Here is a 5,513-nt window from a genome sequence, read left to right as displayed (position 1 = left end):
CGCCGCACCCTTGTGGTGCGGCGGTCCTTCGCGTTCCAGCAGGCCGTGTGCCAGTGCCGGCGGTCGTCCACCCCGCCGTGCTCCGGCCAGGCCACCACATGCGGAACGGCCGACGGGATCTCCTGGTCGCACCCGGGGCAGCGGTACCGCTTGCCCGCGGCGCTCGCTCCCGCGACATGACGCAGCGACCACTGCTCGCCCTGCCAGAACTCGCTGCGGCCGAAGCCGCCGTACCGGTCGCCCGGTTCGCCGGACCGGTCGGGGGACTTGTCGCCGCCCTGGGGGCGGTTGCGGCGCGGGGGCAAGGGACACCTCACGGGGCAAGTGGGGACGATTCCTGTCGGATCCCAGCCTACGGGCCGGCGGACGGGGCAGACGCGGTGAACGGCGGTGCCGGGCGGGCGACCGCGGCAAACGGTGCCCCACTGTGGGGGCCGCCGGAAACAGTTACCGGAAAATCGCAAAAGATTCACGTTGGGCCGTGCCTTTGGCACGTGTCAGACGTTAATGCCGTCAGGGGGAGTGACGCGTCGGCCGCAAGGAGGCAGAAGGCGATGCGCGTGGGAACGTTCGTACTGGCGGCACAGTTTCCGGGCCAGGGCCAGGGGGAAGCGCTGCACCGGGCGGTGCGGTCCGCCGAGGTGGCGGAGGAATCCGGGCTGGACTCTGTATGGCTGGCGGAGCACCATTTCGTGCCGTACGGCGTGTGTCCATCGGCGGTGACGCTGGCCGCGCTGCTGCTCGGCCGCACCCGCCGCATCCGCGTCGGCACCGCCGTGAGTGTCCTGCCCAGCGCCCATCCGGTGGCGCTCGGCGAGCAGGCCGCGCTGCTGCATCTCACCAGCGGGGGCCGGTTCTCGCTGGGGGTCGGCCGGGGCGGGCCCTGGATCGATCTGGAGGTCTTCGGCTCCGGCCTCGGCGCCTATGAGTCCGGCTTCCCCGAATCCCTGGATCTGCTGCTGCGCTGGCTTCGGGAGCCCGCCGTCGGTGCCCGGGGCGAGCGTTACGCCTTCCGCGAGGTCGCGGTGGTGCCCCGGGCCGACGAGCCGATCGCCGGCGCGCTGCCCGGGCCCGAGGTCATCGTCGCCTGTACCTCCCCCAAGAGCGTGCGGCTGGCCGCCGAGCGCGGGCTGCCGATGCTGCTCGGGATGCACTGCGGCGACGAGGACAAGGCGGCGATGGTCGCCCTGTGGCGCGACAGCGCCCGCGCGGCGGGCCATCCGCCCGAGCGCGTCGCCGACCCGGGCCATGTCTCGGCCGGTGTCGCCCAGATCGCGGACAGCGCCCCCGAGGCCGCCGAGACCCTCCTCAAGGCCATGCCCGGCTGGCTCAAGCAGGGCCTGGACGCACACATCACGGTCGACGGCCGCAAGCGCAGCATGCGCGACCCCGTGGCCTATACGGAACTGCTGTGCGGGCTGCACCCGGTCGGCCCGCCGCGGCTCGCCGCCGACCGGATCGCGGCCACCGCCGAGCGCACCGGCATCCGGCGCTTCGCCCTGCTCACCGAGGGCTCGGGCGATCTGGCGACGACCGAGGAGAACGTACGACGGCTGGGTGAGGAAGTCCTCCCCCAGCTGACCTGAGTCGGCGAAGAGCGTGCCGCCGCTCCGGCATCAGACGGTTCTCCCCCGATGCGGAGCGGCAGCACCGGACATCAGCAGTCGCGCATTTCCGGGGACTGGTTGAGCAACTGGCCCCTGATAGAAGTGAAGCGGGCAAGCCGCTCGTCGACCGAGGAATCCAGCGGGAACACCGCTACACGGTGGCAGTTCTGGAATGCCAGACGCACTCCGAAGTGCCGTTGCAGCGCACCGCGAATCGCATCACTCGCGAGTGCGCGCAGCAGCTGACCACGTGCCTGCTCGTCCGGCGGCGGCGTCTGGTTGTCGGCGAACTGGCCACCGTCGACCTTCAGCTGTGCCACCAGAGAGCTGATCATCTCCCATGCGTAGGGCAGGGAGGTCCGGACGCAGTCGACGAAGGCGGCTTCATCGACCTCGCCTCGCTCGGCCTGTTCCAACAGTGCCGGTGAGACGTCGAGCGACATGGGTTCTCCTCTCGCGACCCCGTATGCACGGGGCCCATCCGGTCAGGGGAGCGGACGCCGGAAACGACGTCATGCGCATGACGCATGGCGACGCAGAGTGCGCGACCGACGACCACCTGCATCCACGGTAAGTCCGCCGTCCAGACGGCACCAGGAGATTGGGAGGACAACCGGCCAATGACGAACAGGGGCAAGAGGGGCGACCCGCGGCGTCTCAGCCAGCCGCAGTGGTGCCCGGCGACCGGAGTACGTAGGGAGAATCGCGCACGGCGGCGTGCGTCGAGTAGCGTTGCCGACCATGCGCCTTGTCATCGCCCGCTGCTCCGTGGACTACGCCGGCCGGCTCACCGCCCATCTGCCCTCCGCCCCCCGACTGATCCTGGTCAAGGCGGACGGCAGCGTCTCCATCCACGCGGACGACCGGGCCTACAAGCCCCTGAACTGGATGTCCCCGCCCTGCACCCTGAAGGAGGGGGACGGCAGCGTCTGGACGGTCGTCAACAAGGCGGGCGAGAAGCTGATCATCACGATGGAGGAGATCCTCCATGACTCGTCCCACGAGCTGGGTGTGGACCCGGGCCTGATCAAGGACGGGGTGGAGGCGCATCTCCAGGAGTTGCTCGCCGATCGCATCGAGACCCTGGGCGAGGGCTACAGCCTGATCCGCCGCGAATACCCCACCGCCATCGGCCCGGTGGACATCCTGTGCCGGGACGCTGACGGCGGGACGGTCGCGGTGGAGATCAAGCGGCGCGGCGAGATCGACGGCGTGGAGCAGTTGACGCGCTATCTGGAACTGCTGAACCGTGACCCCCACCTCGCCCCGGTGAAGGGCGTGTTCGCGGCCCAGGAGATCAAGCCGCAGGCCCGGGTGCTGGCGACGGACCGGGGCATCGGGTGCGTGGTGCTGGACTACGAGGCGATGCGGGGCATCGAGGACGACAAGCTGAGGCTGTTCTAGCCCGCTGACGCCCGCTGAGCCCGGGGGCGCCCGCTGACGCCCGCAGGCGTACCCTCAGGCGTCAAGACCCCCGCATCCCACCTGCTCACCGCCGGACCCGGCCCGCCAAGGGGCAGGGGCACGGGGGCCCTGCCCGTATCGCGTACGGAGCGTACGAGGCGTCTCAGACGACCGGCGAGCTGGAGGCGGTCTCGGCCTCCGACGGGCTGCTGGAGGGCTCCGTGGACGGGGCCGCGCTGGTCGGGGTTATCGGAGCGCTCGCGCTGGATTCGATGGCGGTCGGGGCCGACGAGGTCGAAGGGGCCGGACTGGACGGCGGGGTGCTCGTCGGGGGCTTGCTGGTGGGCGGCTTGGACGTCGGAGGCTTACTACTGGTGGGCGGCTTGGGCGGGGTCGGCGACGACGGCTTGCCGGTGGGCGTCGAGGTCGGCCCGTCCGGCGACCCGCTCGTCCCCGGCCGCGAGGTGCCGGACGACGACGGATCGCCGGTGGGCGACGGGGAACTGTCCGGCGAAGGACCGCCGCTCGGGGTCGCCGAGCCGGATTGCCCGGGGACCCCGGCCGGCTCCCGGGGGCCGTCACCACCCTTGCGGTCGTCCGGCTCGTCGGCGTTCAGACCGTCCTGGGTGTCGTCCTCGTTGGCGGACTGGCCGTCGCGCACCTTGGAGCCCGGCGGGTCCTGGCTGTCGGAGGTCGCGCCGAGCGTCACCACCGTGCCCAGGACGGCGACGAGCAGCGCGCCCGTACTCGCGGCGACGAGGTTGCGGCGGGTGCCGCCGAGGAGGGCGCGGCGGCGGCTGCCCGGCGCGCGGTAGGGCGGTTCGGGGGACACCAGGGTCTCCGGCACCACCGCCCCCGCCTGCGTGTCCGCTTCGGAACCCGGTTCCGGGCCCACCGGCCGCACGGGGACGGCGTACAGCACGGGCAGCGCGGTGGACACCCCGTGGGACGGCGGCGACGGCTCTTCGGGACGGGACACGGGCCCGGCATCGGAGCCGTCAGCGGTGGTGGCGGCCTTCGGCGACCCCACGGGCACCAGGCCGTTCTCCCGGTCGTCCACCAGCGCGAGCGCCCGGCGGCCCGCGACGGTGCCGCTCTTGTCGGAGAGCGCCCCGCGCAGCCCTATGGACGCCTCCAACTCGGCGCGGGCGCGGTCCAGATTGTCCGTGCAGAGCGCCAGAATGCCCAGCTCATGGTGGAAATAGGCTTCCTCGGCCACTTCGCCCGCTATCCGGGCGGCCTCGGAGCCGACCCTCAGGACACGCTCCCAGGCACCCCAGTTGAGCCCCGCCGCGAAGGCGGGCGCGGCGGTGCGGGCGAGCAGGACGGCCGCGCTGGGGTGGCCCGCCTCGCCCTGGGAGCCTTCCGGTACGGGCCCGCCCGGCTTGGCGGCGGGCAGGGCGCCCCGGCCGGGGACGAGGGCGGTGAGGGCGGCCAGGACGGCGTCGGCCTCGGCGGCGGCCCGCTCGGGGGCGACCGAGGGGTGCCCGGCCCACCAGGCGTAGTGCTGGGCGGCGGTACGGGCGTGGGTGGCCGCTTCGTCCGCGTACCCCTTCTCCGTCAGCTGGACCAGGACTCCGGCGGCGAGCCGGTAGCGCCGGCCGATCGGAGAGAGCAGTCCGCAGCCGAGCAGTTCGCCGATCGCCGAGTCGGCGTGGGTGTCGTCTATGAGGGCCGGGAGGTGGGCCTGGTGCGGGAGTTCGCCGCCGAGGGCGACGGCGAAGCGCAGCGCCTGGCGCGCGGACCTGCTGAGCCGGGAGGCGAGCAGGGCGACGGGCGCGGCGCCCTGGCCCAGAGTGGGCAGCGGTACCTCATTGCCCTCCGCCGCGTCGTCGGGCGTGAACGCCTCGAAGGCGTCCGGGTCGTCGGCCAGCTGCTCGCGGAGCCGGTCGCACTGCCGCAGCAGCGCACCGGCCTGGACGAAGCGCAGGGGCAGTCCCTCGGACTCGAACCAGAGGTCGCCCGCCCAGTTCGTCTCGTCCTCGGTGAGCGGCCGGTCCACGGCCCGCCGCAGCAGTTCCGCCGACGCGGCGCGGCCGAGACCGGCGAGCGCGATCTCCTCCAGCTGGGCGTCATCGGCGGGGGCGGGGACATCGGGGGTGGCCGCCAGCAGGAAGGCGCATTCGGGGGCCGCGTCCAGCAGTTCGCCGAGGGCGGCGCCGCCGAACTCCAGGTCGTCGAGGACGACGATCGCGCCGATCTCGCGGACCTGGGCGAGCAGGGCGGCCCGTCCTGGCCGGTGGCGCGGGGCGGTGTGGACGGCCGCGAACAGCTCGTACAACAGGTCGGTGGGGGTGCGGTGGTGACCGTTGAGCCGGACGACGCCGTCGGGGGCGAGACCGGCGCAGTCCTGGGCGACGATGTGCAGCAGCGCGGTGCGCCCGGAGCCGGGCGCACCGGTGAGCCGGACGGTGCGGCCCCGGGCGAGCAGCTCGGTCAGCCGCTCGCGTTCCCCGTCCCGTTCGAGCAGCGCGGCACGCGGCGCGGCCGGGCCCGCGGGGG

The 5,513-nt window shown here is 73.2% G+C and carries 5 protein-coding genes; 2 read left to right on the top strand and 3 right to left on the bottom strand.

Going from position 1 to position 5,513, the window contains the following annotated elements; all coding sequences use genetic code 11:
• On the bottom strand, nt 1–305 hold a 305-nt coding region (locus ACWF94_RS32000; protein ID WP_453496457.1), incomplete at its 3' end, for an ATP/GTP-binding protein.
• Between the two features lie 249 nt (nt 306–554).
• Between ACWF94_RS32000 and ACWF94_RS31995 the strand changes: the two genes are divergently transcribed.
• Nucleotides 555–1,586 (top strand): LLM class flavin-dependent oxidoreductase, encoded by a 1,032-nt coding sequence (locus ACWF94_RS31995; RefSeq protein ID WP_453496454.1) that lies wholly within the window; start codon nt 555–557, stop codon nt 1,584–1,586.
• 71 nt (nt 1,587–1,657) lie between these two features.
• Here the strand turns inward: ACWF94_RS31995 and ACWF94_RS31990 are convergent, their stop codons facing one another.
• Nucleotides 1,658–2,050 carry an SCO5389 family protein gene (locus ACWF94_RS31990; protein ID WP_453496451.1) on the bottom strand — a complete coding sequence of 131 codons (393 nt, stop codon included), beginning with the start codon at nt 2,048–2,050 and terminating at the stop codon, nt 1,658–1,660.
• 298 nt (nt 2,051–2,348) lie between these two features.
• On the opposite strand from ACWF94_RS31990, the gene nucS reads away from it, so the two are divergent.
• Nucleotides 2,349–3,011 (top strand): endonuclease NucS, encoded by a 663-nt coding sequence (nucS, locus tag ACWF94_RS31985; protein WP_453496449.1) that lies wholly within the window; start codon nt 2,349–2,351, stop codon nt 3,009–3,011.
• A gap of 163 nt (nt 3,012–3,174) precedes the next feature.
• Here the strand turns inward: nucS and ACWF94_RS31980 are convergent.
• Nucleotides 3,175–5,513: ATP-binding protein (locus ACWF94_RS31980; RefSeq protein WP_453496446.1), on the bottom strand; the 2,339-nt coding region annotated here is incomplete at its 5' end.

The sequence above is a fragment of the Streptomyces sp. NPDC055078 genome, from assembly GCF_053607985.1.
This window is presented reverse-complemented; position numbering and strand designations above follow the sequence as displayed.